Raw genomic sequence first — 1680 nt, 5'->3', positions numbered from 1 at the left:
AGAAGCGTTTCCCAAACCGAGGGGCACGGCTGCCGCTCGAAACTCCGCACGCATTGGGCTCGTTCGGGTGATCACTGCGCGGTCGGCGCATAGGAGAAGGGCCTCCTGCACAGTTCGGTGATGTCGAGTCAACGAACAACCAGGAGGCCCTGGTGTCCCACTGTGGCGTGTCCGCAGCGTCCGCGTCCACTTCCGGCATGTCGTGCGATTGCCTCGCACACCGGCTCGGGAACGCCGCCGACCAGCCGGACCGAACCCGCCGCTACGGCTCCGACCTTACCGACGCGGAGTGGGCGATCGTGCGGCCGATGCTGCCCGTCCCGGCCTGGCTGAACGGGCGAGGGGGCCGCCCGGAGGGCTACTGCCACCGCCAACTGCTCGATGCGGTGCGCTACCTGGTCGCCGAGGGTGTGCGCTGGGCCAGCCTTCCGGTCGACTTCCCCAAATGGCGGGCCGTTTACCGGTTCTTCCGCCGCTGGCGCGACAACGACTTCGTTAAGGAGCTCTACGGCCGGCTGCGCAAGACGCTGCGGGAGTTGGCCGGGAAGAATGAAGAACCAACCGCCGCGATCATCGACTCGCAGTCGGTCAAGGCTGACGCGACCGTCGGCGCGGCCACCCGCGGCTACGACGCCGGGAAGAAGGTCAACGGCCGCAAGCGGCACATCGTGGTGGACACCCTGGGTCTGCTGCTGACCGTGCTGGTCACCGCCGCCTCGGTCAAGGACAACGACGCCGGCCGGGACCTGCTGGAGCGCCTGCGCGCCGAACACCGCCGCATCACCCTGGTCTGGGCCGACGGCGGCTACACCGGCTGGCTGGTCGCCTTCGCCCACGCCGTTCTGGCCCTCGCGCTGACCGTCGTCAAGCGCAGTGACGACGCCACCGGGTTCGTGGTGCTGCCGCGACGCTGGGTCGTGGAGCGCAGTTTCTCCCACCTGATCCGGGCCCGGCGCCTCGCGCGGGACTACGAGACCCGCACCGACAGTGCCGAGGCGATGGCGTGGTGGGCCGCGAGCATCCCGGCCACCCGCCGCCTGGCCCGCTCCGGTCGGCCGGCGCCCCGGCGCGTCAAGCGGTCCGCGGCCTGAACAGCCCCGGCCGTCCCTCGCTCAACCAGCCCCGCTCGACCAGCCGCTTCGCCCGAAACCGCGCGGCCTGTTCCTTCGCGTCACTCGCCGGCCAGCCCAGGTGCTCGCGCATCGCCCGCGCCCGCACTCCCTGCCCGCCACCGGCGGCGTCCTCCTGGACCAGGGCCACGATCCGCGCGCACTCGGGCGGAAGCACCTCAGCCCCCAACCCCTCGCGCCACAGCGGGACTTCGACCCGAGGCACGGCAACCCCCACGGTCGGCGCATCCACCGCCGCACTGGACGCGCCGGCTTCCTCGGCTGCTTCGGCCAGGGCCGCGACGATCTCCTCGCGAGCGATGACCGCGCGCCGCGCGGCTTCCTCCGCCTCAGCGACAGCGGCTTGAAGCCGTTCCAGCTCGGCCCGCAACTCCTCCGCCCGGGCCAGCGCCACCCGCTCGCGCCTTTCCAGCACTCCCAGCACCGACGGCATCCGTCACCTCCCAAGCAGTCCCGCACCCACACGACGGCACGAGCATGCCTACCGACAGACGGCCACATACCTCACCTGGGAAAACGTGACCCTACCTTCGGTTTGGGAATCGCTTCT

2 protein-coding genes are annotated in these 1680 nt (G+C 71.0%); one reads left to right on the top strand and one right to left on the bottom strand.

From position 1 onward, the window contains the following. Positions 1–197: 197 nt before the first annotated feature. The gene (locus tag ACFWXO_RS45490; protein WP_380533160.1) at positions 198–1091 is read left to right on the top strand and encodes an IS5 family transposase; all 894 of its coding nucleotides are present in this window, start codon (positions 198–200) and stop codon (positions 1089–1091) included. Here ACFWXO_RS45490 and ACFWXO_RS45485 read toward each other — a convergent pair. Further along, complete coding sequence (locus ACFWXO_RS45485; protein WP_380533157.1) at positions 1072–1563, bottom strand: hypothetical protein; 492 nt, start codon at positions 1561–1563, stop codon at positions 1072–1074. The genes ACFWXO_RS45490 and ACFWXO_RS45485 overlap by 20 nt on opposite strands. Positions 1564–1680 lie beyond the last annotated feature (117 nt).

Source organism: Kitasatospora sp. NPDC059088 (assembly GCF_042738155.1).
In the GTDB taxonomy this organism is placed as follows: Bacteria; Actinomycetota; Actinomycetes; order Streptomycetales; family Streptomycetaceae; genus Kitasatospora.
The sequence above is the reverse complement of the archived record's forward strand: the minus strand, read 5'-3'. Positions and strand labels throughout refer to the sequence as shown.